This is a genomic window from Erythrobacter sp. THAF29, from assembly GCF_009363635.1.
Lineage (GTDB): Bacteria > Pseudomonadota > Alphaproteobacteria > Sphingomonadales > Sphingomonadaceae > Erythrobacter.
Genome location: NZ_CP045392.1, coordinates 1,265,818 through 1,291,115, shown reverse-complemented (window position 1 = coordinate 1,291,115; position 25,298 = coordinate 1,265,818). Strand labels below are relative to the sequence as shown.

Annotated in this window: 24 protein-coding genes; 17 read left to right on the top strand and 7 right to left on the bottom strand. The window is 62.1% G+C overall.

The annotated features are described in order from the left end of the window. Positions 1 to 56: 56 nt before the first annotated feature. Together FIU90_RS06275 and FIU90_RS06270 are read left to right on the top strand one after the other, a co-directional pair. Positions 57 to 1,049: a DUF4349 domain-containing protein gene (locus tag FIU90_RS06275; RefSeq protein WP_152434005.1), complete on the top strand. Its 993-nt coding sequence runs from the start codon at positions 57 to 59 to the stop codon at positions 1,047 to 1,049. A 112-nt stretch (positions 1,050 to 1,161) separates the two neighbouring features. Continuing rightward, complete coding sequence (locus FIU90_RS06270; RefSeq protein WP_234029651.1) at positions 1,162 to 3,792, top strand: M14 family metallopeptidase; 2,631 nt, start codon at positions 1,162 to 1,164, stop codon at positions 3,790 to 3,792. On the opposite strand, the gene FIU90_RS06265 is transcribed toward FIU90_RS06270, so the two are convergent. The 3 genes from FIU90_RS06265 to FIU90_RS06255 are packed head-to-tail and all read right to left on the bottom strand — an operon-like array spanning position 3,793 to position 6,256. Beyond that, on the bottom strand, positions 3,793 to 4,128 hold the full coding sequence (locus FIU90_RS06265) for a 2Fe-2S iron-sulfur cluster-binding protein (protein WP_152434003.1): 336 nt from the start codon (positions 4,126 to 4,128) through the stop codon (positions 3,793 to 3,795). It lies immediately after the preceding gene. Further along, complete coding sequence (locus tag FIU90_RS06260) at positions 4,125 to 5,198, bottom strand: cysteine desulfurase family protein (RefSeq protein WP_152434002.1); 1,074 nt, start codon at positions 5,196 to 5,198, stop codon at positions 4,125 to 4,127. Before FIU90_RS06260 ends, FIU90_RS06265 begins: the two co-directional genes overlap by 4 nt. After that, positions 5,195 to 6,256 (bottom strand): cysteine desulfurase family protein, encoded by a 1,062-nt coding sequence (locus tag FIU90_RS06255; protein ID WP_152434001.1) that lies wholly within the window; start codon positions 6,254 to 6,256, stop codon positions 5,195 to 5,197. Before FIU90_RS06255 ends, FIU90_RS06260 begins: the two co-directional genes overlap by 4 nt. A 107-nt stretch (positions 6,257 to 6,363) precedes the next feature. Here FIU90_RS06255 and FIU90_RS06250 point away from each other — a divergent pair, with 107 nt between their 5' ends. Together FIU90_RS06250 and FIU90_RS06245 are read left to right on the top strand one after the other, a co-directional pair. Then, positions 6,364 to 7,020, top strand: a complete 657-nt coding sequence (locus tag FIU90_RS06250) for an alpha/beta hydrolase (RefSeq protein ID WP_152434000.1) — start codon at positions 6,364 to 6,366, stop codon at positions 7,018 to 7,020. A gap of 421 nt (positions 7,021 to 7,441) precedes the next feature. Further along, positions 7,442 to 8,128, top strand: coding sequence for an energy transducer TonB (locus FIU90_RS06245; protein WP_152433999.1), 687 nt, complete (start codon positions 7,442 to 7,444; stop codon positions 8,126 to 8,128). 18 nt (positions 8,129 to 8,146) lie between these two features. Here the strand turns inward: FIU90_RS06245 and FIU90_RS06240 are convergent, their stop codons facing one another. Then, complete coding sequence (locus FIU90_RS06240) at positions 8,147 to 8,356, bottom strand: hypothetical protein (RefSeq protein ID WP_152433998.1); 210 nt, start codon at positions 8,354 to 8,356, stop codon at positions 8,147 to 8,149. A gap of 101 nt (positions 8,357 to 8,457) precedes the next feature. On the opposite strand from FIU90_RS06240, the gene FIU90_RS06235 reads away from it, so the two are divergent. From FIU90_RS06235 to FIU90_RS06215, 5 genes are all read left to right on the top strand, one after another. Continuing rightward, positions 8,458 to 8,823, top strand: coding sequence for a DUF3597 domain-containing protein (locus FIU90_RS06235; RefSeq protein WP_152433997.1), 366 nt, complete (start codon positions 8,458 to 8,460; stop codon positions 8,821 to 8,823). Positions 8,824 to 8,875: 52 nt separating this feature from the next. Next, on the top strand, positions 8,876 to 10,726 hold the full coding sequence (locus FIU90_RS06230; RefSeq protein ID WP_152433996.1) for a DUF885 family protein: 1,851 nt from the start codon (positions 8,876 to 8,878) through the stop codon (positions 10,724 to 10,726). Positions 10,727 to 10,763: 37 nt separating this feature from the next. Next, positions 10,764 to 12,386, top strand: a complete 1,623-nt coding sequence (locus FIU90_RS06225; protein WP_152433995.1) for a cyclic nucleotide-binding domain-containing thioredoxin-disulfide reductase — start codon at positions 10,764 to 10,766, stop codon at positions 12,384 to 12,386. A gap of 108 nt (positions 12,387 to 12,494) precedes the next feature. After that, positions 12,495 to 14,072 carry a hypothetical protein gene (locus FIU90_RS06220; RefSeq protein WP_152433994.1) on the top strand — a complete coding sequence of 526 codons (1,578 nt, stop codon included), beginning with the start codon at positions 12,495 to 12,497 and terminating at the stop codon, positions 14,070 to 14,072. A gap of 110 nt (positions 14,073 to 14,182) precedes the next feature. After that, positions 14,183 to 15,811, top strand: a complete 1,629-nt coding sequence (locus FIU90_RS06215; protein WP_234029649.1) for a DUF1570 domain-containing protein — start codon at positions 14,183 to 14,185, stop codon at positions 15,809 to 15,811. On the opposite strand, the gene FIU90_RS06210 is transcribed toward FIU90_RS06215, so the two are convergent. Both FIU90_RS06210 and FIU90_RS06205 read right to left on the bottom strand, forming a co-directional pair. Continuing rightward, positions 15,812 to 16,360: a DUF937 domain-containing protein gene (locus FIU90_RS06210; protein WP_152433993.1), complete on the bottom strand. Its 549-nt coding sequence runs from the start codon at positions 16,358 to 16,360 to the stop codon at positions 15,812 to 15,814. 27 nt (positions 16,361 to 16,387) lie between these two features. After that, positions 16,388 to 16,744, bottom strand: coding sequence for a hypothetical protein (locus tag FIU90_RS06205; RefSeq protein WP_152433992.1), 357 nt, complete (start codon positions 16,742 to 16,744; stop codon positions 16,388 to 16,390). A gap of 143 nt (positions 16,745 to 16,887) precedes the next feature. Between FIU90_RS06205 and FIU90_RS06200 the strand changes: the two genes are divergently transcribed. After that, positions 16,888 to 17,880, top strand: coding sequence for an endonuclease/exonuclease/phosphatase family protein (locus tag FIU90_RS06200; RefSeq protein WP_152433991.1), 993 nt, complete (start codon positions 16,888 to 16,890; stop codon positions 17,878 to 17,880). A 24-nt stretch (positions 17,881 to 17,904) separates the two neighbouring features. Here the strand turns inward: FIU90_RS06200 and FIU90_RS06195 are convergent, their stop codons facing one another. Beyond that, a complete protein-coding gene (locus tag FIU90_RS06195; protein ID WP_152433990.1) occupies positions 17,905 to 19,521 on the bottom strand; it encodes a phosphoenolpyruvate carboxykinase in 1,617 nt (538 codons plus the stop codon). A 309-nt stretch (positions 19,522 to 19,830) separates the two neighbouring features. On the opposite strand from FIU90_RS06195, the gene FIU90_RS06190 reads away from it, so the two are divergent. From FIU90_RS06190 to FIU90_RS06160, 7 genes are all read left to right on the top strand, one after another. Further along, entirely contained in the window at positions 19,831 to 20,580 is a 750-nt protein-coding gene (locus FIU90_RS06190) for a response regulator transcription factor (RefSeq protein WP_152433989.1), read from the top strand. Then, on the top strand, positions 20,573 to 22,153 hold the full coding sequence (locus FIU90_RS06185; RefSeq protein WP_152433988.1) for a HAMP domain-containing sensor histidine kinase: 1,581 nt from the start codon (positions 20,573 to 20,575) through the stop codon (positions 22,151 to 22,153). The genes FIU90_RS06190 and FIU90_RS06185 overlap by 8 nt, the downstream gene beginning before the upstream one ends. After that, positions 22,150 to 22,587 carry an HPr kinase/phosphorylase gene (locus tag FIU90_RS06180; protein ID WP_234029648.1) on the top strand — a complete coding sequence of 146 codons (438 nt, stop codon included), beginning with the start codon at positions 22,150 to 22,152 and terminating at the stop codon, positions 22,585 to 22,587. The genes FIU90_RS06185 and FIU90_RS06180 overlap by 4 nt, the downstream gene beginning before the upstream one ends. Before the next feature lie 70 nt (positions 22,588 to 22,657). Next, a complete protein-coding gene (gene rapZ, locus FIU90_RS06175; protein WP_152433987.1) occupies positions 22,658 to 23,611 on the top strand; it encodes an RNase adapter RapZ in 954 nt (317 codons plus the stop codon). 18 nt (positions 23,612 to 23,629) lie between these two features. Beyond that, positions 23,630 to 24,055: a PTS sugar transporter subunit IIA gene (locus FIU90_RS06170; RefSeq protein ID WP_152433986.1), complete on the top strand. Its 426-nt coding sequence runs from the start codon at positions 23,630 to 23,632 to the stop codon at positions 24,053 to 24,055. Positions 24,056 to 24,065: 10 nt separating this feature from the next. Next, positions 24,066 to 24,344 carry an HPr family phosphocarrier protein gene (locus FIU90_RS06165; RefSeq protein WP_152433985.1) on the top strand — a complete coding sequence of 93 codons (279 nt, stop codon included), beginning with the start codon at positions 24,066 to 24,068 and terminating at the stop codon, positions 24,342 to 24,344. 12 nt (positions 24,345 to 24,356) lie between these two features. After that, positions 24,357 to 25,163, top strand: a complete 807-nt coding sequence (locus FIU90_RS06160; protein ID WP_152433984.1) for an RNA methyltransferase — start codon at positions 24,357 to 24,359, stop codon at positions 25,161 to 25,163. Positions 25,164 to 25,298 lie beyond the last annotated feature (135 nt).

Genomic DNA, 25,298 nt, shown 5'->3' with positions numbered 1-25,298 from the left:
CAAATAAGGCGAGAATATGGCGAATCGCCCTGCCTCGCTCATTCGGGAGAGAGAAAATGCGTCATACAATTGCCTTGGTTCTGGCCGCATCCGCAGCGCTCGCCGCGTGCTCGGACAATTCCGACCAGGCGGTCGTCGAGAACGTCACGACCGCCGATATCGAAGAGGCCCCCGCCAACGACATCGGTTTCATGGAAGCGCGGGAAACGGGGCCGCTCGCCTCATCTCCACCGCCACCCACTCGCCCGGTTCAAAACCAAGCCGCAGATGCCAGCGCCGAACCGATCCCCTCTTCCGCAGGCGAAATCCCGGTCAGCATGCCGCAAATCGCCTATCGCTATGCCTTGGGGTTCCGCCTCCCCGCCGATGCGATCAAGCCGCTGCAGGAAAAGCACGCCGACATGTGCGTGGCGCGCGGCCCCCAGATGTGCCGCATCATCTCGATGCGCCAGGCCGATGCGGATGGCGATTATGCCTATGGCAGTCTCCAGCTCGCAGTCGCGGCGGAAATCGCGCGCGAATTTTCCAACGAGCTCGAAAAAAGCTCGGGCAGCGTCGATGGCGAACTCGTCTCCTCCTCGATCGAAGGCGAGGATCTTTCGAAGCAGATCGTCGACACCGAAGCGCGGCTGCGCGCTCGCACCTTGCTTCGCGACCGGCTGATGGAGGTGCTGCGCACGCGGCGCGGATCGGTGAAGGAACTGGTCGAAGCCGAGCGCGGCGTCGCTCAGGTCAACCAGGAGATCGACCAGGCGCAAAGCTGGCTCAACGAAATGCGCGGGAGGGTGGCGTTCAGCCAGATGGCGATCAGCTATGAATCCGGGCAGCGCAGCGCGGGCGGCTTTGCCGAACCGATCCGCGATGCGTGGAATTCGCTAGGCTCGATCTTCGGGTCGATGATCGCGTTCCTGATCCTTGCCCTCGCGACACTCGGCCCGCTTGCCCTGCTCGCCTTTGCCGGGTGGAAGATCTGGCGCGGCGTGAGGGGCAATCGGGAGGGAACCGAAGGCGCGCCGCCCGAAGACCTGCCGACCGCCAACCCGTCCTGAGCGCTTCCAGAAATCCGTGCATCGGAGCCTGACCGCACGTCCGACCGCTTGACCCCGGCACCCCCATGCCGGATGGAACGGCGACAGATAGGACAGGGCAATGAGGGCTACGATGCGCGGGTTTTGGCTAAGCACTTTTCTGGCAGTCTTGGTTGCAACGCTGGGCGGCAACACTGCGAAAGCGCAATCCTTTCTCGAAGGTCGCTTCGATCCGGCGATCCCGACCCTGACCGAGACGGTCGGCCATGCGCCGGGCACTCGGATTACTTCGCCTGACGAAGCGGTGAGATACCTGAAGGCGCTTGCCGAGGCCGCGCCCGAGCGGATGCGGCTTGTCCAATATGCAAAGAGCTGGGAGGGCCGCCCGCTCTATTACCTGATCCTCTCTTCGCCCGAGAACATCGCGCGGCTCGATGCCATCCAGGCCGACCTTGCAACCATCGCTGCGGGGCGCCCGGGCAATGGCACGGCACTGCCGGTGATGTGGTTGACCTATGGCGTTCATGGCAATGAGATTTCCTCGACCGATGCGGCGCTGATGATGGCCTTCCACCTGCTCGCCGCGCAGGGCGATGCGCGGGTGGACCGCATCCTTTCCGAAAGCATCGTGGTGCTCGACCCGATGCAAAACCCGGACGGGCGCGCCCGCTTCGTCAACCATTTCCGCGCCGCTGTCGGCATCGAGCCGGCCGCGGACAGGCAAGCGGCTGAGCATGACGAGAACTGGCCCACAGGCCGGGTCAACCATTACATGTTCGATCTCAACCGCGACTGGTTCACCCTCAGCCAGCCCGAAACGCGCGGCAAGGTCGCCGCAATGCGGAGCTGGAACCCGGTCGTGGTCGTCGACGTGCACGAAATGGGCGGCGACGAGACCTATTTCTTCAGCCCCGCTGCACGCCCGCTCAACCCCAACATCACCCAGCGCCAACGGCAGGCCTACGAGATCATCGGGCGAAACAATGCCGAATGGTTCGACCGGATGGGCGAGCCGTATTTCACTCGCGAGGTCTACGATCTGTTTTACCCCGGCTATGGCGACACCTGGAACGCGCATCAGGGCGCGATCGGATCGACCTACGAGCAGGGTTCGGCGCGCGGGCTCGTATTCGAGCGGCGCGACGGGACCGAACTCACCTATGGCGACGGTGTGCGCAACCACTTCATCGCGAGCTTTTCAACTGCCGAAGCAGTGGCCGAGAACGCTGACCGGTTCCTTTCCGATTTCGCCGCGTATCGGTCCGCCAACGCGAACGGCGCCGCAGGTCGCGGTAGCTATGTGATCGACCTTGCGAAAGGACGCTGGAACGCCGAGGCGCTTGGGCGGAGGCTGGTCGCGCAGGGCATCGCGGTGACTCGCCGCGAGGGACCCGTGAGCGCGTGCGGGCGCAATTATCCTGCAGGCTACCTCGCGGTGTCGCAGGCCCAACCCGCAGCCCGGCTCGTGCGAAGCCTGCTCGACAAAGACACGCCGCTCGCGCCCGACTTCCTCGAGGAACAGGAGAACCGCCGCGCGCGCGACCTGCGCCACGAGCTTTACGATGTGACCGCATGGTCGCTCGGCTTCATGTCCGGCGTCGATGTCAGGCTGTGCGGCGGCGCGGTGGCGGGCAATCCGCTCTCGGCTGACGCGCCGATTGCGCCGGTCATGGAAGGCTCGGGCAGCTTTGCCGTCGCGGTGCCGTGGACCGATAGCGGACAGGCACGGCTCGTGACGCTGGCCCTTCGCGAAGGACTCGAAGCGCGCGTCACCGACGAGGCCTTCACAAAGGATGGCCGCGAATATCCGCGCGGTACGGTCGTCTTCCCGGCGGGCGCAAACGGGCCGGAAAACATGGCGCGCCTATCCGAGCTTGCCCGCGAGGTTGGTGCGCACACCGTCGCACTGCAATCCTCGTGGGTCGAGGATGGCCCCAATCTCGGCAGCGAGAGCTTTGCGCGCCTCACATTGCCGAAGGTCGCGATGGCATGGGATCGCGGCCTCTCGCAGTTGAGTGCGGGCGCGACTCGCTATGTGCTCGAGCAGCGGCTCGGCCTGCCGGTCGTGCCGATCCGAACGCACCGTTTCGCAGGCGCAGACCTGTCCGATTACGACGTGCTGATCGTGCCCGACGGCGATCCGGCAAGCGCGCTTGCGGAGGGCGGTATCAAGACGATTCAGGACTTCGTGAAGCGCGGCGGGGTGCTGGTGACCTTCGAAGGCTCGATCTCGGCATTCAGCGAGGGCGAAAGCCCGCTGCTCGCGATCCAGCGCGAGGCGGCGCTTGGTCGCACGCCCTCCGAGGAGGAGGGCGACGAGGACAAGAAACCCAAGCTTGCCGAAGCGAGCGAGATCACCAGCGAGAGCGAGTATCGCGAGGCGATCCAGGACGAGAGCGCTCTGCCCGACACGCTTCCCGGCGCTCTGCTCAACACCGTCGCTGATCCCGATCACTTCCTGTCCGCAGGCTATGACGATGGCGCGGTGGTGCTCGCAGGCGGATCGACGATCTTCACCCCACTTGATCGTTCGGACGGTGTGAACGTGATGCGCTTTGCCGCCGCGGACCGCCTGATTGCGAGCGGATATGTCTGGGACGAGAACCGTCGCCAGCTGGCCTTCAAACCCTATCTCATGGCGCAAGCGACAGGCGATGGCCTCACGATCGGCTTCGCGCACGATCCGACCACGCGCGCCTATCTCGACGGGCTCGATCTGATGCTTGCCAATGCGGTGCTGGTCGCGCCCTCGCGGGTGCGCTGATTACATCTTTCGCGCGTCGTTGCTTTCGGACGGCACGCTGACGGTCAGACCGTCTAGCTCAGGCGTAAGGTCGATCTGGCAGGAGAGGCGACTGGTCGCCCGCGCCCCGGCGGCGAAATCGAGCATGTCCTCTTCTTCTTCCGAGGCCTCGGGGAGTTTTCCGAACCAATCGGCGGCGACGATCACGTGGCAGGTCGAACACGCCATCTGACCCTCGCACGTCCCCTCGAGCGGCAGGCCAGCCGCCTGACCGACGCGCAGCAAGTTGTCGCCTTCTTCAGCACTCGCTTCGACGCGGTCGCCCCACGGGTCAATGAAGGTCACGCCTATACTCACAGCCCCTGCTCCTTAGCCGCCGCGTTGATCGACTTTGCGGCCTGCTCGATATCTTCGATCTTCGTGTAGCGCCCGAAACCGAGCCGGATCGAGGCTTTAGCCTGTTTGTCGCTGAGCCCGATCGCCTTGAGCACATGGCTTGGCCTGCCCGAGCCGCTTGCGCAGGCGCTTCCGGCGGAGAACATTATATCGCGGCAATCGCTCATCAGGCGCGCGACATCCAAGCCATCCCGGCGGATATTGAGATTGCCGTGCCAGCGCGCATCCTCGCTGCCATTGAGCGTCCAGTCGGAGAAAAGATCGCGCGCGCGGTTCCAGAGCTCTTCGACGTGCTCGGCATCCTGCGCCATCCGCTCCTTCGCCTCTTTCGCGGCGGCGCCCATGCCTGCGATGAGCGCGGGGGAAAGCGTGCCCGAGCGAACGCCTTCCTGCGAGCCGCCGGTCTGCTGTTCGGTGAGGTCCACCCCGTCGCGCACCCACAGCGCTCCGACGCCTTTGGGTCCGTGAAACTTGTGTGCGCTGATCGCGATCATGTCGGCGTGAGTGACCTCGATCTTGCCATAGGCCTGCACCGCATCGACGAGGAACAAAGCGTTCGCTTCCTTGGCTTTGCGGTGCCAGTCGACCGTGGGCTGGATCGTCCCGATCTCGTTGTTGACCTGCATCACTGCGACCAGCCGACAATCCTTGGGGAGGTCTTGCGCGGCGCCGCACAGGCCGTCTTGCGCAACATCGAGGACACGAGCCTGACCCAGCGCCTCGGCGGTATCGAGGACGGCGGCATGTTCGATCGCCGAAACGGCAACGCTCCCGGCCTTGCCCGATCCCCGGATCGCGAGGTTCAGCGCTTCGGTCGCGCTGCCAGTGAAGATCACCTTACCCCCAGCCGGGAACAGCGCCGCGACGCGGTCACGCGCGAGCTCGATCGCAGCAGCAGCCTGCCGACCCATGCGGTGCGGAGAATGCGGGTTGCCGAAGCCGGTCCCGTCCGGCCCGTCGAGCCAACGCAGCATCGCATCGCGCGCCTCGGGCGCGAGCGGGGTAGTGGCCTGGTAATCGAGGTAAATCAATATTCTGCCAATTCCGTCCAGATCGAGATGAAGCGGTCGAGATCGCGGGCAGTTGTGTTCCAACCGACGCTGACCCGGATTACGTGCGGAGCAATGCCATCGTCGAATCCCATTGCCTCAAGCACGTGGCTCGTCTTCATGGTGCCCGACGAACACGCGCTGCCCTGACTGACAGCGATGCCCGCCATGTCGAGCCGCATAACCTGTGCAGTTGCAGACATTTGCCTGGTCGCCAGTGCCGAGATGTAGGGTGTCGGATCCGCCAAGTCGTCGCCGAGCCAAACACAGTCGGGCATCTTTCGCGCGCATTCGGCGAGCTCGGCCAGCTTTCGCTGGACCATTCCGCTCACGTACAGATTACCTGCAGCCTCCAGCGCCGCAGCCATGCCCATCGCGCCGGGCAGGTTCTCGGTCCCGCGCCGATAGCCGCGTTCGTGCCCGCCGCTCGGTTCGAGCATGGCATAATCCTTCAGCAGCAATGCGCCGATACCGATCGGTCCGCCGAACTTGTGCGCTGACAGGATCGCCATGTCGCAGTCCGGAATCGAAAGCTTGCCGGCGCTTTGCGCGCAATCGGCGAGCAACCAGCCTCCGGCATCGCGAACAATCGCGCCGATCGCATCCAAATCCTGCCTGTTTCCGGTTTCGGAATTGACGTGCTGCACCGCCACCAGCGGTCGCTCGCGCTGCACGGCTTCACCAAGTGCATCGAGATCGAGCGCGCCGTCTGGCTTCACCGGCAGTCTTTCGGCTTCGGGAGCAGCCTTTAGAATAGCGTCATGCTCGACTGCACTTACCAGCCGCGCCCCGGCCTTGGCCGAATGCAGCGCAAGACTCGCCGCCTCGCTCGCGCCGCTGGTGAAGATCAGCTCGCCATCCCAGCCGAGCGCCGCCTTGATCCGCTCGCGCGCATCCTCGAGCGCAGCCTTGGCCTTCCGTCCTTGGGCATGCGGCGAAGACGGGTTGGCCCAGATGCGGAAACCTTCCTCCATCGCCGCCTTCGCCTCCGGGCGCAGCGGCGATGTCGCAGCGTAATCGAGATAGATTCGTTCAGGAATGGGAACCGCTCACAAAAAATTGCGAATTTTGCATGCAACCCTATATAGAGCGCGCGTTCAGCCGCGCCACCCGGCGTGTGCCGTCACTACTTTTCGAAGGTCCATTAATGCCCTCAGTCATCTTCCCCGGCCCCGAAGGCCGTCTTGAAGGTCGTTTCTCACCGCCGCCGCGCCCGCGCGCGCCGGTCGCCATGATTCTCCATCCGCACCCCGAAGGCGGGGGCACGATGAACGACCGGATCGTGCAGCGGCTCTACAAGACCTTTGCCGACCGCGGATTTGCGACTTTGCGCTTCAACTTTCGCGGCGTAGGCCGCAGCCAAGGCAGCTTCGACAACGGGATCGGAGAACTTTCCGATGCCGCAGCCGCGCTCGATTGGGTACAATCGATTCACCCCGAGGCGCAGACCACCTGGGTCGCAGGCTACAGCTTCGGCGCGCTGATCGGTATGCAGTTGCTGATGCGCCGACCGGAGGTTCGCGGGTTCATCTCGATCGCGCCGCCGGCGAATATGTACGACTTCTCGTTCCTCGCCCCCTGCCCCGCTTCGGGCATTTTCGTGCAGGGTGCTGCGGATACCGTGGTACAGCCGAGCGCGGTGCAAAAGCTCGTCGACAAGCTGCGCACGCAGAAGCACATCACGATCCACCATGACGAGATTCCGCGCGCGAACCACTTCTTCGAGAACGAGATCGAGGAAATGATGAAGTCGGTCGACAACTACCTCGACTTCCGCCTCTCGCCGGATTGTCCGATCAAATAGCCTAAGGCTATTCGATCGATTTGCTTTAACGCCCTCAGACGCCGGGCGGCGGACCTCCGTCCGCCTTGGGTAGGCCTCCGGCCAGCTCCGCTTCCGCCGCAAAAGCGGCGGCGCGCAGTCACGCTTGCGACGCCTATGGCGTCGACCCAATAACGACGAATAGCGTTGCCGCAGAGCACCGTCGCGTTAGCGACCGCAAGGCCGACTGCCCGCCCGCAGCGATGCAGCCCTCAGGCCGCGCGAGCGGGGAAATCGCGCTCTGAATGGCACGCGTCAAAGAAAAAGGTTCTAAATCACAACGCGATAGTTCTTGACGGTAAAATGTTATGTTGTAACATTGCGGATGAGAGGTGCCGATATCGCGCTCCCTCCCTTCGGTGTCGGTACCTGCTCACGATCATAGTGTGAGAGGAACCTGACAATGAGCTACATTCAGACAGCCCGCCGACCGAACCCAGCTGCCATTCTCGGCGCGCTCGGCGTTCCGGCGGCATTCGGCGCTCTGCTTGTCTTCGGTCTGGCCGTGACTGTCGTAATATCTCCCAAGCCCGAAAACCCGGATGTCTTCGACATTCGCGAGCGGCCCGATCCACCGCCGCCCCCGCCCCAACCTCCGCAGCAGGAGAAGCAAGACACCACGACGACACAGCAGACAGTGATCCTGCCGCCCCCGCCGCGACCCGACAGCCGGATTGAGCTTAGCGAGAGTGCGCCGATCGAAACTCTGCCTGGCCTCGGCGACACGCTCGACACAATCGAATTGGGCGGCCCGAGTGGCATTCCAAGCGGAATGCCAACTCCTGCCCTGCCCGATCCGATCAGCGCCGCGCCGCGCAACAATCCGTCGCGCTGGGTCACCGACAGCGACTATCGCAGCCGCTGGGTGCGCGAAGGACTGTCAGGCCGCGCCGGCTTCGCGCTCACCATCGACGACAAGGGCCGGGTAAGCGATTGCACGATCACCCGCTCGAGCGGCCACGCCGCGCTTGACCAGGCGACCTGTAAGCTGATCGAGCGCCGCGCGCGCTTCGATCCGGCCAAGGACAGCTACGGCAACACCATTCCAGGCACCTATTCGAGCTCGGTGAACTGGCAGTTGCCGGAGTAGGAGCAAACGGCTGGCGGGTCAGTTCTCGCCAGCCGCCTCGACCTGTTCGACTGGCGAGGAACCGTCCGAGGACGGCACCGTCCATATCAATACGTTCGCAATGGCGATCAGCGCGAGCAGTACCATCAATGCAGGCTGCTTCACCTCCCCTGTGCGCCGCCAAAGCACGAACGCTCCCGCGATCAGCGCGAAGGCGGTGAGCATTACGATCGAAAGAACAATATTCATGCGCGGAACGCTTTCCTTGTGCTATCAGGCGTTTGTCCGTCCGCAAGACGGAGTCGCGATCTTGCGGACAGCCTAGGCCAGAAAATGATGGGAGGGACTTAATGGGTATTTTCAGTTCGATCAAAAACGCGATCTTCGGCGACGACGAAGAAGAAGAAACAAAAGCCGACCCCGCGCCCAAGGCGACGACCGGCCCCAAGGAACGCGCTCCCATCAGCATGGACGAGGTCGAGCGCCGCATCGCGAACATTCCCGGCGCGGACAAGCTCAATTGGAAAACCTCGATCGTCGATCTCATGAAGCTCGTGAAGATCGATCCCAGCTACGAGAACCGCAAAGAGCTTGCGCAAGAGATGGGGAACCATGACTATTCCGGCTCGGCCGAAGACAACATTGCGCTGCATAAGGCAGTGATGCGCAAGATCGGCGAGGCCGGCGGTGTTGTTCCCGATGATCTGAAGAGCTGACCTTCCAAGAACGGGTTTGACAGCCATCGGGCGCAGGCTACACCCGCGCCCCATGACCGAAACAAATCCGAACATCACACGCCGCCAGGCCCTGTACGGGCTTGGCGGCGTTTCTGCATTGGCGCTTGTCCCCGGCTGCGCTGGCACCGCATATCAGGCTGCAACCCAACCCGCAGCGCAATCGCCCGATAAGGTGCTCGACGAGATCGCCTACGCGATGCTCAGACACGAGCCGGGCCGCGCAACCGGGCTCGGCGTCGATACCGGCGAATACGCAGACTGGCGCGGCACCTTCGGCACTCCCGGCGAGGCTGGCCGGGAGAGCTATCGCGACACCTTGACTGAACTGCTCGCAAAGGCGCGCGCCTATCCGAAAGATGGCCTGACCGCAGACCAGCAGGTCGGCTTCGACGTCGTCGAGAGCGCCTATTCCAAGGCGCTCGAAGGCATGGCGCTTCCCTATGGCGATGTCGCCGTGGGGAGTTGGCGCAACGCCCCCTATCTCGTAATCCAGAATGTCGGCGGGTATATCGACTTCCCGCGGTTTTTCGGTGCGACGCAGCCGCTGCGCGATCGCCAGGACGTTGAGTACTATCTCGGACGCCTCAACGAAGTCAGCGCGGTGCTCGATGGCGAGACCAGTCGCATTCGGGAGGCGCGCGGCATGGGACTCGTCCCGCCCGATTTCCTGCTCGACAAGACCATCGCGCAGATGGAAACGAACATCACCGACGCAGCGAACAATGGCGGCGCCTATGTCGAGCCGCTGCTAACCGCCGAACTCGAAGCGGCAAAGACCGCCTCGCGCCAGGCACTTGCAATGGTCAAAGACGGCGTTCTCCCGGCGCTGCAGAGGCAACTCGACGAACTCAAGATCGAGCGCAGTCTCGCCAAGAGCGATCCCGGCATGTGGGCGCAGCCGCAAGGCGAGGAATGGTACCGCTGGTCCACCAGCGCATCGACCACAACCTCGCTCACGCCCGACGAAATCCACCGGCAGGGTCTCGAAGAACTCGCCGAACTGCACGGCCGGATGGACCCGATCCTCAAGGAAATCGGCTACAACAAGGGTAGCGTGGGGGAGCGCATGCAGGCGCTTGCCGAAGATCCGCGTTACAAATTCGCAGAGGGCGATCCGGGCCGCGAAGAAATCTTCGAATTCATCTGGGAGCGGATCAACTGGATCAAGGGCCAGATGCCGCGCGCATTCAACCAGCTTGTCGATCCCAATATGGAAGTTCGCCGGATCCCCATCAACGAGGAAGCGGGCGCACCCGGAGCCTATGGCGGTGCGGGAAGCAAGGACGGGAAGATCCCGGGCCGGTTCTGGATCAACCTGCGCTCGACCGATCTCCACCGCAAATACGATCTGCCCGACCTGACTTTCCACGAGGCGATTCCGGGCCATGTGTGGGAAGGCGAATACTCTAACCGCCTGCCGCTGATCCGCTCGATCCTCGCTTTCGGTGCCTTTTCGGAAGGATGGGCGCTTTATGGCGAGCAACTCGCGGACGAGCTTGGTGCCTACGACGATTTCAAGGTCGGCCGCCTTGGTTACCTGCAAAGCCTCGCTTTCCGAGCGTGTCGTCTTGTCGTCGATACCGGCCTCCACTCGAAGCGCTGGAGCCGCGAACAAGCCCGCCAGTTCTTCGTCGAGCGCAACGGTTCGAAATACGAAGAAGTCGCAAGCGAGGTCGATCGCTATTGCAGCTGGCCCGGTCAGGCGTGCAGCTACAAGATCGGGCACAGCGAGATCGTACGCCAACGCGCGCGCGCCGAGGCCGAGCTTGGATCTGCCTACGATTTCAAGGCCTTCAATACGGCGGTCATCCTTGGCGGTAACGCCCCTCTCGACGTCGTCGACAAGACGGTGAGCCGCTACATTGCAGAGGCGCGCGCCTGACCCCATGTAGTCCTAACCGAAATCGCAGGAGCCCCGCATGGAACAGCTAGGAGAAGACCTCGAAACCATGCGGCGCGTGCCGCTTGCCGACGATCACGTCGCGGCGATTTGCGAAATCGGTCAAGAGCGCACTTATGCGAAGGGCGAGATGGTTGCCGAGGTCGGCGATCCGATGGACACCTTCGTTTACGTACTCGACGGCGAGATCGAAGTCGTTGATCCGTACAACGGGGAACGGCTGCTCGATGCCTCTCTGGGCCCTACGCAATTCATGGGCGAGATCGGCTTTTTGAATCGCGGCGCCTGGTTCCTCGGAATGCGGGCTGCGACGGAAACCAAAGTGATCGAAGCACCGCGGGAAGCCATGCTCGACCTGATGAGCCGCGTGCCCGAATTGTCGGACCACATCATCACCGTCTTCGCCGCGCGTCGCCGCAAGCAGTTCGAACTGCGCAATTCCGCAGTCAAAGTCATCGGTGCCGATCGCGACAGCAAAGTGCAAGCGGTCGAGCGGTTCCTTTCGCGCAATCGCATCCCGTTCGAAAGCTACGATATGGATGCAACCGATCGCGAGACCGCGCAGGTCTGCGACCTGACGGGGCACCAGCCATCGGTCGTGCTTGGCAAGGACCAGAAGCTGGATGACCCCACCCCGCGCAAGGTCGCGCAGTATCTCGGCCTCGATCTCGACATTTGCTCGCAGCGTGAGTTCGACCTTCTGATCGTTGGCGGCGGCCCGGCGGGCGTTGCGGCCGCAGTCTACGCTGGTTCGGAAGGGCTCGATGCGCTCGTAATCGAGGACACCGCTGTTGGCGGACAGGCCGGCACGTCCAGCCGGATCGAGAACTATATGGGTTTCCCGACAGGGATCAGCGGTACCGACCTCACCTATCGCGGGCAGATCCAGGCGCTCAAGTTCGGGACAAAGTTTGTCATGCCGCGCCGCGTTGTCGGCCTGATCAAGCGCGAGGACGGCATCTTCTGCGCGAAGCTCGACGATGATGACGAGATCTGCGCAGCGTCCGTTCTCGTCAGCACCGGCGTGCAATACCGCCGGTTGCCGCTCGACAACCTGGAGCATCTAGAGGGCGCGGGGGTGTTTTATTCGGCGACCGAAATGGAGGCTCGGTTCTGTTCGAACACCGAAGCAGTCGTGATCGGCGGCGGGAATTCGGCAGGCCAGGCCGCAATGTATCTCTCGCGCGCCGCAGCGCACGTGCACCTCGTCGTCCGCTCGGACAGTCTTGCCGCGTCGATGTCGAGTTACCTGACCCAAAGGCTCGAAGCCGATCCCAAGATCACCATCCACTACAATACCGAAGTTACGAAACTGCACGGCGACGACTGGCTCGACGGGGTAACTTTCACCGGACCGGACGGGGAACGCAAAGTCGAAACCCGCGCGCTTTTCATCATGATCGGCGCTGCACCCAATACCGATTGGCTTTCGGGGCTGGTCGAAACCGACGAAAAGGGGTTTGTTCTCACCGGGGACGCAGTCGGACGCCCGACCCCCTTCGAAACCGGGACTGACGGGATCTTCGCAGTCGGGGACGTGCGCGCAGGTTCGGTCAAACGCGTTGCAAGCGCCGTGGGCGAAGGCTCGGTCGTGGTCAGCCGGATCTGGTCTTATCTCGACGAGCTCAGGAACACCGACTGACGCGCTAGTGACAATTTTTTCCACGGCGGGCCGATGATCTAGCCAAGTGGCTAAGTTACGGATAACCTTGACGGGTTCTCACGTCTTAAGGCCTAGGTTCCACCACTGTTGTTTCCAATCAGATGCATTCCGGCGAGGCGCATTTTCGCACTCGCCCTGCTTCTCGCCGCAATTTCGCTCGCAGGCTATCCGGTAAAGGCCGCGTGGTACGAAGCATCCTCGGATCATTTCGTTATCTACGCGGATGACGATGAGGACGAAATTCGGATCTTCGCCGAAAACCTCGAACGCTACCACAGCGCAATGGAGCGCTTCACCGGACGCGATCTGCCGAAACCGAGCCCGTCGAACAGGATAACGGTCTACGCAGTCGGCTCCGCCGGGAAGGTTCGGCAACTGGCCGGTTCGACCGGTGTGGTCGGGTTCTACCTGCCCCGGTCGTCGGGTAGCGTGGCCTATGTCCAGGACATCAGGAACAAGGAAGGCCTCGCTGACCTGTCGACGAAGGTGCTGCTGCACGAATACGCGCACCATTTCCTGAGCTACACTGATCGGTTCGCAATGCCACTCTGGATGAACGAGGGCGCTGCGGAGTTCTTTTCGGCCGCGTTTTTCGCCCCCGACGGTTCGGTTTATCTTGGAGTTCCCTCCTCTTTCAGAGACTTCACGATCTTCTGGAAAGAGGAGGAGATGACGTCGGTCCGCGAATTGCTCGACCTCGATTGGGACCGGTTGAAAGGCCGCAACGCCAAGGACAAACAGTCTTTCTATGGCCGCAGCTGGATCCTCTATCATTACCTCTCGACAGCCGAGGATCGCAGCGGTCAACTGCGCGAATATTGGCTCCAGGTTCTGAGAGGCACCCCTTCACTGGAAGCGGCACAAGCCACTTTTGGCGACCTTGGTGTGCTCGAGCGCCAACTGAACAGACATTTCCGGGATCGCAATAAGAAGAGCTACCATATCAAGGCGGATGAAATCGATGCCAGCCCGGTGGCGATGCGGGCGCTGTCCGATGGCGAGGCGGCGATGATGCATATTCGTATCAGCGCAGATAGAGGGCTTCCCACCCAGGCGACGATCGGTCTTGCCGAACAGGCCCGCAATATCGCCTCGAGCTATCCCGAAAATCCGGCTGTGCAGGCGGTACTGGCCAAGGTGGAGTACGATGCGCGCAACAACGACGCGGCCGTATCTGCGGCAAAGAACACGCTCGCACTCGACCCGGATCGCGGCGATGCGCTGCTGCACAAAGGCCTTGCGCTGTTTCGCAAGGCGCGCGGCGCTTCAGATGCCGTGCGAAAGAGTTCAGCTTATGACGAGGGCATGGCGTCGCTGGAGCAGTTGGGTTCGAAGGAGCCCGATCACACGGTTCCTCTCAGCCACGCTTACAGATACTTTGTCGAGCAGGGCCTCGATCCGACCGACGAGGCCAAGTTGGCGCTCGTGCGGTCAGCCGAGCTCGCGCCCTTCGATCAGGAGCTGTGGCTGATCACCGGCATGATGCACATGAACGATGGCCGCATCGCCGATGCAAAGGCCGCATTGCTGCCTCTCGCGAGCAATCCGCATGGCGGCGAGAAAGCCGAACAGGTACGAAGCTTACTTTCGTTTCTTTCCGACAAGAGCGAGGGACAGGCGATACCCGTGCAAGACGCGATCTCGTCCTATTTCAATTCGGAATGACCTGAGGTGAGGAGGTCGCGTTGGCCGTTGCATGGAGAATACAAAAACCCTGTTGCGGTCGCCTCCGAGGCTGGGCACCATGTTCCTTCCACACGGGGCGCCTTGAAATCATGAACTTTCGTATTCTCTTTTTGTTGTTGTCTTTTGCGACTTCGCTCCTGCTTGCACCCGCTGCGAAGGCAGACTGGTATGAGGCATCGTCCGACCATTTCGTCATCTATGCCGATGACAGTGAGAAGGACATCCGCCGCTTTGCAGAGGATCTGGAGCGCTATCACAGCGCGCTCGCCTACCTCACGGGGCGCAACGTGGCTATGCCGAGCCCTTCGAACAGGGTGACGATCTTCGTCGCAGGCTCGGGCCGCGAAGTGCGCAAGCTTGCCGGCACGAGGAACAGCAGCATCGCTGGCTTCTACCTGCCTCGCGCCGGGGGCAGCAAAGCCTTTGTGCAGGACATCAGAAATAAGCGCGGCTACCCGCATTTTTCGACCGTGGTTCTGCTCCACGAATACGCGCACCACTTCCTGATCTCGTCGAGCCGCTACGCCATGCCCCGCTGGATGAGCGAAGGTGCAGCGGAGTTCTTTGCCGCGACCACCTTCAACAAGGACGGCAGCCTGATCGTCGGTCGCGCTGCGCAGCATCGCGGCTACGAACTCGGCACACCGGGCGCTCCAACCGCGCGCGAACTGCTCGATCCCGAGCTCTATCGCCGCAATCGTGGAAAGCGCAGCGATGGGTTCTACGGCAGGAGCTGGCTGCTCTACCACTACCTCACATTCTCGAAAGAGCGCGCCGGCCAGTTCAGCGCCTATCAGCAGGGATTGCTGGACGGCCAGTCGTCGATCGAGGCGGCGGAAGCTGCATTCGGCGATCTCGACCGGCTCGAAACCGAACTGAAGGTCTATCTCCGGGGGCGTTTCTACACCCTGCCGGTTTCGGCGGAAAACGTTCCGATTGGAGATGTGACCCTGCGCAAGTTGCCCGAAGGCGAAGGCAAGATGATGCCGCTGCGCATGATTTCGCAGCGCGGCGTCACCCGCGATCAGGCCGAGGATTTACTCCCCGACGTCCGCGAGGTAGCCGGGAAGTATCCCAACGATCCCGGCGTGCTCGCGGCGCTTGCAGAGGCTGAATACGACGCCGGGAACGATGCCGAAGCCATCGCCGCCGCCGACAAGGCAATTGCAATCGATCCGTCACAGAAAAATGCTTACGTGCAGAAAGGCCTCGCGCTGTTCCGCATCGCTTCCGGTGCGGCAGACAAGGACGCAGCCTATCAGGCCGCAATGAAGCCGTTCCAGGCTCTCAATGCGCGTGAGAACGATCATCCGCTTCCGCTGATCTACTATTATCGCAGCTTCGCCGAGCGCCGGATCGAACCGCCCGAAAACGCTCGGGCAGCACTCGAACGTGCGGCGCAACTCGCCCCGTTCGACCATCGACTGTGGCTGCAGGTCGCGATGATGCAGGCGCAAGAAGGCAAGATCGAGCTCGCGAAGAACAGCCTCCAGCCGCTTGCTGCGAACCCGCATGGTGGTCGCAGCGCGGAATTCGCAGATCGGCTCATTGGCCTTCTCGAAAATATCCCGGAAGGAACAGCGTTCTCTGTTCCCAAAGGGCCGCGCCAGATCCGCGTTCTTCCGGCATCCGAAGGTGATACTGGCAGCGCCGAAGAGTCGGATGAAGGCGAAGAAGGGTCCGAGCCGGGCGAACCTCCGCCCGCTCCCGCCGACTGATCAGCGGGTCATCATCCCCGAAACGATCGAGCCGAGAATGCCGCCTAGCGGGTTGCTCCCGCCCCCGGTCTGAGGCTGGCCGGTTGCCTGCTTCGCCATATAACCGGCGACTGCCATCGCGAGGATCGGCAGCATCTTTTTGAGCATACCTTCATCGAGCCCGGTCATCGAGGCGACCTCGCCCGCAACCGAACGGCTCACATCTTTGCTGCCGAAGATATTACCGAGGATGTCGTTGCCCGGCTGGGTCGGCGTCGGACTCTGACCGAGCACCGCATCGAGCAGCCCTCCACCAAGACCGCCCGCGAGCGCTCCGCCAAGACCTCCGCCAGAGGAACCTCCTCCACCAAGGATCGCTCCGGCCAGCCCGCCCAGACCACCCATCGGATCAGGCGTAGAGGAGCCGCCGGTGGCGCTCCTCCCCATTCCCGCGACGATCGCAGGCAGCAATGCGCCCGCCGCCGTTTGCGCCGTACTTTCGTCGATGTTCAGTTCCCGCGCCATTGATGTGATCGCGCCGGTCTGCTGCAGCATTTGTGCAAGACTCATGGAATGCCCCTCCCTTGTCGCCCGTGCTTACTTCTTGCCGAAAAGTCCCGATGCCATGTCGGCGATGTCATCGAGCGGATTGCCGTCTCCGTCACGATCGAGCAGGCTCATGAATGAGGACGGGTCATCCTTGATCGCTGTGGCGAAGCTTGTGAGCGAACCCTCGCCGCCGATTTGTTCTACGATCTGGCTGAGGGTACCGGTGTCGAGGCCCGTCTTGGCCGATGCCAGCTCGACCGTGTCGCCCTGCATTTGGTGAGACTGGCTGAGTGCGGCGATCGCTTTCTCCGCCATCGCCGGGTCGATCCCGACCTTTTCGGCAAGGTTCACAACATCATCCGGCGCGCCGCCGATATTTTTCAGGATTCCGTCAAGCAAGCTCATGTCTCTCTCCTCGTCGCAGTCGAAGGTGCGCACGATGGAGTGCAATCTCCCCGAAATAAAGAGAATTCTCGATACACGCATCAATCCTCGGGATGAGCGGAACCGCCTCCTGATCAAGCCGTTAGCCTGTGGGAGGCGACTTCATGAGAACATTCGGAAAAATCCTGCTGGGCATCGGCGCGTTGCTGCTGGTGGTGACGCTCGTTTCGCTGATACCGACCAATTTCTGGCTGGTCCGCGCCTATGATCTCGTGCGTGAGCCGGTAACCTATCTCGCCGTAATCCTGCTCGTGATCGGGCTGTTTGTCGGGGCGGGATACCGTGGCTGGATCTCCGCCCTCTTCGGTTTCACAGCGCTCATCAACACAGTATGCATCTGGCCCTATTCGACCTTTGCCGCGACCGAACTCGAATTCGTCGACGGGACCAGCGACGAACGGTGCTTCACCGCGATGTCGGCCAACGTGTTGATGGACAACCCGGATTATGCCGCGATGATCGCGCAGATCGAGCAAGTCAACCCGGACGTGCTCCTTCTAACGGAGACCAACGCGAAGTGGATAGAGGAAATGAAACCCGTCACCTCGCAATATCCGTATGTCCGCGAGCACCCGCAAGAAGACACCTTCGGCAAAGTCTTCGCGAGCCGCATTGCGGTGATCGACACGGATGTGGTCGAGCGTCCGGGCGAAGATACACCCACGATCTACGCTTACCTGCGCGCCGCCGATCAAAGCATCATTCGCTTTATCGGCCTTCACCCCAGAGCCCCACTTCCCGGTCAGGACACTGAGCAGCGCGATCGCAGCATACTCCGCGCGGCCGACCGACCTGACTGGAGAATCACAGGTGCGATCGCGATGGGCGACTTCAACGACGTCCCATGGTCGGAGACGACCGAGGCGTTTCGCAGGAAAGGCGACTGGCGCGATCCGCGCGTCGGGCGTGGGACTTATCCGACCTTCCCTTCGAAGCTGCTTCCTCTGGGCTGGCCACTCGATCAGATCATGGTCACCGGCGAGGTTGAGATCGCGAGCTTCGAAGTGCTGCCGGACAACGGTTCGGACCACCGGGCTATCTGGGGCCGGTTTTGCGTTCCCGGTCCCATCGAGCGGGTCGGTAACGGGGCCGACTGAGCGCCGACCCCGCCTCTCCTAACCTTAAGCGGCCACCGGGCTTGCCGGAGCTGCCTTGCGCACGCCTTCGTCGACATGCGCTTCGAACTCGGCAAAATTGTCGATAAAAAGCTGCACGAGCTTTTGCGCGGTCGCGTCGTAGCCGCCCTTGTCGGCCCAGGTGCTGCGCGGATCGAGAATCGACTGATCGATGCCCTGTTCGGCGAGCGCTGGCACGTGCACAGGCACGTCAAAACCAAAATTGGGGTCTTCGCGGTACTCGACATTGTCTAGATCGCCATCGAGCGCAGCGTTGAGCAACGCGCGGGTCGCTTTGATCGGCATCCGGGTTCCGGTGCCATATTTGCCCCCGGTCCAGCCGGTGTTCACGAGCCAGCACGATACGCCGCCCTTGGCGATACGCTCTTTCAAGAGATTTCCGTAGACACTGGGATGGCGCGGCATGAAGGGCGCGCCGAAGCAGGTCGAGAAGGTCGCTTCCGGCTCGGTCACTCCAATCTCGGTCCCGGCGACCTTTGCCGTATAGCCGGAAAGAAAGTGATACATCGCCTGGTCGGGCGTGAGCCGCGCGATCGGAGGCAACACGCCGAAAGCATCGGCGGTGAGCATCACGACATTGGACGGCACCGGACCGAGGTTCTTCTCGCTGGTGTTCGGAATGTAGTCGATCGGATAGGCGCCGCGCGTGTTTTCGGCGAGCGAGTTGTCGTCGAAATCAAGCTCGCGGGTTTCGGGATCCATCACCACGTTTTCGAGCACCGTGCCGAAACGACGGGTAGTAGCGTAAATCTCGGGCTCGGCTTCTTCGGAGAGGCGGATCATCTTGGCGTAGCAGCCACCTTCGAAGTTGAAGACCGCCGTGTCCGACCAGCCGTGCTCGTCATCGCCGATAAGTGTGCGCGAGGCATCGGCAGAAAGCGTGGTTTTGCCAGTGCCCGACAGACCGAAGAATACGGCTGTCTTGTTGTCTGGGCCAATATTCGCCGAACAGTGCATAGGCATTACGCCCTTGGTCGGCAGCAGGTAATTGAGGATGCCGAAAACGCTCTTCTTCATTTCGCCGGCATACTTCGTACCGCCGATGAGGATCAGCTTCTCGGTCAGGTTCACCGCGATTACCGTTTCGCTACGTGTGCCATGACGCTCAGGGTCGGCCCGGAAGCTCGGCAGGTCGATAATCGTATATTCGGGTGCGAAGCCTGCAAGTTCGTCTTTGGTCGGGCGCACCAACAGCGTGCGGATGAAGAGGTTGTGCCATGCCAGCTCGTTGATCACGCGGACATTGACACGATGCTCTGGCTGCGAACCTCCGAAGAGGTCGGCGACGTAGAGCGTGTCCTTGTCCTTCAGCGCGGCCATGAAATCGGCCTTGAGATTGGCAAAGTGTTCGGGCGACATGCCCTTGTTGACCTTGCCCCACCAGACGGTGTCCTCGGTCGCCTCGTCACGCACGATAAACTTGTCGTTGGCGCTTCGCCCCGTATGCGCACCTGTCTTTACCACCAGCGCGCCGTGCTTGGACAACTGCCCTTCGTTCGCGGCGACCGAAGCTTCCACCAGTTCGGGCATGATGAGGTTGGGGTAAATCTCCGCTTGGGTTTCAATACCCTGACTGGACAGCGATTGGGCAAGAGGCGTCAACGTGAAATCTCCGTTTCAGGAAAGTCATCTGGCAAGTGGGAAAAGCCGAATCCCATCAGTTCTGCATACGTATGCACTAGCACACGAACGAGCGCTAAAGAACGCTCCATCGAAGCTGTGCGTAAAATCCGTCCGATCCCGTCGGCGGCGCGCATAATGCCGAGCCAACCCTACGTCAAACCGGATTGTTTGCAATTGCACTTGAGAGGTATCGTCCCCGCGCCGAAAGGTTGAGTGCAGCGCGTTGTTTTGCCGCGTTTTAGCCGCTAACCCTGCCACGACGCGCAAATCGCGCCTGGAGGAGAGAATATGAACGAGCCACAAGGCGATCCTCCCGCAAGCGAAGACGCTGCGGAAATCGCGCTGGTCGACGACGATCGCAACATCCTTACTACCGTTTCGATCGCGCTCCAGGCCGAGGGATTCGTCACCCGCCTCTACTCCGATGGCGAGACTGCCTTGAAAGCGCTTATCGAGAACCCGCCCGCGCTCGGCGTATTCGATATCAAGATGCCGAAAATGGACGGAATGGAATTGCTGAAGCGCGTGCGCGAACACGTTGCGCTGCCGGTTATCTTCCTGACCAGCAAAGACGATGAAGCCGACGAAGAGGCGGGTCTCGAACTCGGCGCCGACGACTACATCGCCAAACCTTTCAGCCAGCGCCTGCTTATCGCGCGCATCCGTGCGATCCTGCGCCGCGCCGATCCCGCGCGAGAGCATGCAAGCGAAGCCGGAGAAAGTGAAGCGGGTCAACACGGCATCGCACGCGGAAGGCTCGAAATGGATCCGGCGCGCCATCATGTCACGTGGGACGGCAAACCGGTGAGCCTTACTGTAACGGAATTCCTGATCCTTGAGGCGCTCGCTGCGCGACCGGGCGTGATCAAGAGCCGCAACCAGCTGATGGACGCGGCTTATCCCGATGACATTTTCGTCGACGATCGCACGGTCGACAGCCACATCAAGCGGATGCGGCGCAAATTCCGTAGCGTCGATCCCGAATTCGGCGCGATAGAAACGCTCTACGGCGCAGGTTATTCGTTCAACGATGGCTGAACCTTCTGGCTCGAACACGGCTGACGATGCGCCCCAGCTTTCCAGCGGGGAAACGCTGAGCACCACGGGCAGATTCTCGCTCACGGCGCGCATCCTGCTCGTAAACATGCTGCCGCTCCTGCTGCTGGGCGGCGGATTGTTTTACCTCGACAGCTACCGTACGCAGCTCATCAACGAACGTTTCAAGCTTGCACGCATCGAAGCGCAGATCACCGCGGAAGCACTCGCGGGCGCGAGCCGCGAGAGGCAGGAGGCGCTGCTCGTCCAGATTGGAAAGGAACAGGGCATGCGACTGCGCATGTTCGATGCCGAAGGGCGCCTGTGGGCCGACAGTTTCGAACTCGACGAACCCAGCTTCACCTTCGACGACATTTCCGACGACACCTGGGACCAACGGTTCGCCCGCTGGCTCGATCGCACCGTGGACACCATCGTCGCAGCAGAGCCGGTGACCGACTATGTCCCGCGCGAGGCCAAGACGGCCGATGCCTGGCCAGAACTCGTGCGTGCGCGCGAGCAGGGTGTGAGCCAGGTAACGCTATACGACTGGGCTGACGGGACGCCGGTGATCACCGCCGCCGCACCGGTCGGCCTCAACGGCGCGACATTGCTGACCGTGCGCAATGCGGTCGACATCACCGCCACTGTGCGCGCCGCGCGCACTACGCTGGTAACGGCGGTTCTACTGATCCTTTTCGCCTCGGCGATGCTGTCGCTGTATCTCGCACGTACGATCGTGACGCCACTCCGTGAACTCGCGACTGCAGCAGTGAAGGTGCGGCAGGGGCGCGAACGCGGGGTCGAGGTTCCTCGCCTGCCCGATCGCAGCGACGAGATCGGCCTGCTCGCCCGCGCGGTTTCCGACATGACCGCCGCGCTGCGCCACCGGATCGATGCGGTCGACAGCTTCGCGGCAGATGTGGCGCACGAGATCAAGAACCCGCTCGCAAGCCTGCGCAGCGCCATCGAATCGCTGCCCAAGGTCAATGACGAGGAAACCCGCCGCGAACTCGAGATGATCGCCATTCACGACGTACGTCGCATCGATCGGCTCGTGACAGAGATTTCCGACGCCAGCCGGATCGATTCCGAGATGAGCCGCGCGACACGCGAGCGGATCGACATGGCAGAACTTGTCCGATCGATCATCGGCAGCCGCGAGCACCGCGCGGAAAACCAGGACCACCGGATCGAACTCAAGACACACGGACCACCGCCGGTGGTTCTCGGCGTCGGCGCAAGGCTGGAGAGGGTGATCGAGAACCTGCTCGACAACGCGGTTTCGTTTTCCCCGCCCGAAGCCCCGATCGAAGTGCTGGTCGAAAATGACGGTGCCTGCGTATCCGTCACCGTGTGCGATTCCGGTCCGGGTATCCCGGAGGAATCGCGCGAAAAGGTCTTCCACCGCTTTCACTCGGTGCGCCCCGAGCAAGAGGATTTCGGCAACCATTCCGGCCTTGGCCTGGCGATTGCGCGTGCGATTGCAGAGGCGCATGATGGCTCGCTCGTCGCTGAGGCGCGCAGCGATGGGGCACAGGGCGCCTGCATACGCCTGCGCTTGCCGGCCGCGTGACGGAGCACGAATCCACGATCTTGCAAGCGAGCGCGGTCGCGATCGATGGGCGCGCTCTGGTCATCGAAGGCCCTCCCGGCAGTGGGAAATCATCGCTTGCGCTCGGGCTGATCGAACGCGGTGCCGAGCTCATCGGAGACGACGGTGTGACGCTCGATCGCCGCGGCGAGCGCATTTTTGCCAGTCCTCCCCCGAACATTACCAGCCTGATCGAAGTGCACGGTGTCGGCATAGTCGAACATCCAGTCGCAGAGCCGACCCCGCTGGCCCTTATCCTCATTCTTGATGGCATTCCAATACGCTTGCCTGAAGCGCTTGCCTCGCGGACCGTACTCGGTGTCGACATACCCGTTTTGCCGTTCGAACCGGGAACAATCGCGCCGGTCGCAAGGGCCAAGGCAGCGTTGAATGTCCATGGACTTCGCATGGCCTAGCCTGCGACAATCACACAGGTCTGTAAAAAACGCGCTTCCCAAACGCGCCCGTTCCCGCAAAACAGGCAACATGAGCTCCTCCCCGCTCTTTTCGAACGTCGAGCCGCAGCGACTGCTGGTGGTCACCGGACTTTCCGGCGCGGGCAAGTCCACCGCTCTCGATGTGCTCGAAGACCTTGGCTGGGAGACCATAGACAATTTTCCGGTGCGCCTTCTCGACCGGCTCGTTGCCCCGTCGGACGAGCATGTCGATGATACGCGCGGCCCTCTCGCCATCGGATTCGATTCGCGAACCCGCGGCTTCGTCCCTTCGGACATCATCGCACTGCTGAAACAGCTTGCAGATCGCAACGATCTGTCGGTCAGCTTCATGTTCATCGACTGCGCCGACACCGAGCTCGAGCGGCGCTATAACGAAACCCGCCGCCGCCACCCGATGTCACAAGGTCGGCCGCTGCTCGAAGGAATTGGGGCGGAGCGCGAGCTCCTCGATCCGTTGAGGCGCGCGGCCGACATCGTCATCGACACCAGCGACCTTTCGACCAACGACCTCCAAAACCAGATCCGCGACCTGTTCGAGATATCCGGCGACGGCGAGATGACGCTCACCATCTCGAGCTTCGGTTTCGCGCGCGGTATGCCGCCCCTCGCCGACCTCGTTTTCGACATGCGATTCCTAGATAATCCGCACTGGATCGAAGGTTTGCGAGAGCTTACCGGACTGGACGCGGCTGTGGGCGAACACATCGAGAAAGATCCCGCCTTTTCAACCGCGTTCGAGCAAATCCGCGATCTGCTGCTAACCCTGCTTCCGCGCTATCAGGCCCAGGGCAAGAGCTATGTCCACATTGCGTTCGGTTGTACCGGGGGGAGACACCGCTCGGTCTTCACCGCCGAACGCATGGCCCAAGGCTTGCGTGACGCCGGATTTTCGCCCACTGTCCGCCATCGCAATTTGGGCTCGCGCGCTGCTGACGAGATCGAACGCGGCGCTGCGTTGAATCGGTCGGCGCCAGGAAAGTAAGAGACGCACACTTCCAAAATGATTGGTTTGATCCTGGTCACCCACGGCCGCCTCGCGGACCAGTTTGTCGAAGCGATGGAACACGTCGTCGGCGCGCAGTCGGGCATCGCGACCGTTTGCATCGGCCCGAATGACGATATGGAACAGCGCCGCGAAGAAATCGCAAAAGCCATCCAGTCGGTCGATGTCGGGAAGGGCGTGATCGTACTCACCGACCTGTTCGGCGGCACGCCTTCGAACCTCGCCATCTCGCTGCTCGAAGCGGGCCAGGTCGAGGTTATCGCAGGGATCAACCTGCCGATGCTCATCAGGCTTGCGGGCGCGCGCAAAAGCATGGACGTGCAGGAAGCGGTAGAGGCGGCGCAGCAGGCCGGGAAGAACTACATTACGGTCGCCAGCGAACTGCTCGGCGAAGACGCGGGCAAGAAGACCGCAGAGGGCTGAGATGGCGTCGATGAGCGAGCTGCGCAGAAACGTTACCATCGTCAACAAACGCGGCCTGCATGCAAGGGCCAGCGCCAAATTCGTCGGTGCCGTCGCGGCGCTGCCCGAAGGTGTGAACGTGCGCGTCGCGAAGGACGGAAACGAGGCTGCCGGCGGATCGATCCTTGGCCTTATGATGCTCGGCGCTGCGAAAGGCGATAGTGTCGATATCATCGTGTCGGGCGAGAACGCGGAAGAAGTGCTGAACGATCTCGTGAGCCTGATCGAAGACGGCTTCGGCGAAGAATAGGGCGATCGCCCCGTGCGCAGGCAAATCACCGGATTCTCCAACCCGACGGTCAAGTACCTGCGGTCGCTTAGGGACAAGAAGCATCGCAAGCGCGCAGGCCAGTTTCTGGTCGAAGGTCTGCGGCTTCTCGAAGATGCGCGGGCGGGTGGCCGCTTGCCGCGCCAATTGGTGCTCGCGAGCGGGCGCGATCCCCATCCGCTGATCGAGCGGCTGGAAGCCGAGATCGAGACGGCAGGCGGAGAGGTGATCGAGACAACGCCCGACATCCTCTCCAAGATCACCGGCAAGTCGAACCCGCAAAGCGTCGCGGGGGTGTTCGACGAATGGGATACCTCGTTGAACCAACTCGACCGCTCTGGCGCGTCGATCTGGCTTGTGGCGCAGGCACTACGCGATCCTGGTAATCTCGGGACCATGCTGCGCACCGGAGATGCCGTGGGGGCCGGCGGGTTGATCCTGATCGACGACTGCGCCGACCCTTTCAGCGCGGAAGCCGTGCGCGCCAGCATGGGCGCGGTGTTCACGCAAGGGCTCGCGCAAGCGCGGTGGGAGGAGTTTCTCCCGTGGCTCCGCAGTGGATCGGGCCAGCTCGTCGCGGCGAGCCTGCGCGATGCAGTGCCTTATCGCGGGGCCGCATACGAGGCACCATGCTTCATCCTCGTCGGCAACGAATCGCAAGGCCTGCCCGAAACCTACGAAGCCGAATGCGACCTGCGCGTGACCATGCCGATGAAGGGGCGCGCGGACAGCCTCAACGCGGCGGTGGCAGGCGCGGTGCTGGCCTATGAAGTGCTTGACGCGCTTGACCGGCGAAGTTGACAAAATTGACAGGGTGTCAAGCGCCGGCTTCGGATTTTAATATCGTTAAATCAGAAGCTTAATTCAAGACGGCGAAGTTGACACTTCTCCAACTCGGTTGCGAATGGTGGCGGACAATCAGAAAGAACCGCGCGC